General features: G+C 50.6%; 2 tRNA genes and 1 rRNA gene. All 3 read left to right on the top strand.

Going from position 1 to position 316, the window contains the following annotated elements:
- Positions 1-77, top strand: a tRNA-Pro gene (locus tag GKZ89_RS20865).
- A gap of 13 nt (positions 78-90) precedes the next feature.
- Positions 91-166, top strand: a tRNA-Ala gene (locus GKZ89_RS20860).
- Positions 167-241: 75 nt separating this feature from the next.
- Positions 242-316, top strand: a 16S ribosomal RNA gene (locus GKZ89_RS20855); the annotation flags it as partial.

Raw genomic sequence — 316 nt, 5'->3', positions numbered from 1 at the left:
CGGGAAGTAGCTCAGCTTGGTAGAGCACTTGGTTTGGGACCAAGGGGTCGCAGGTTCGAATCCTGTCTTCCCGACCATTATACATAATATGGGGCCTTAGCTCAGCTGGGAGAGCGCCTGCCTTGCACGCAGGAGGTCAGCGGTTCGATCCCGCTAGGCTCCACCATATGATCTTTGAAAACTGAACAAATCGAAGTGCCAACGTTAATTCTAAAGTTTTAAACAAGAGCTAGTCAAACACTTTTTGGAGAGTTTGATCCTGGCTCAGGACGAACGCTGGCGGCGTGCCTAATACATGCAAGTCGAGCGGATCTCT

It is taken from the genome of Metabacillus mangrovi, assembly GCF_009711125.1.
Taxonomy (GTDB): domain Bacteria; phylum Bacillota; class Bacilli; order Bacillales; family Bacillaceae; genus Metabacillus_B; species Metabacillus_B mangrovi.
This window is presented reverse-complemented; position numbering and strand designations above follow the sequence as displayed.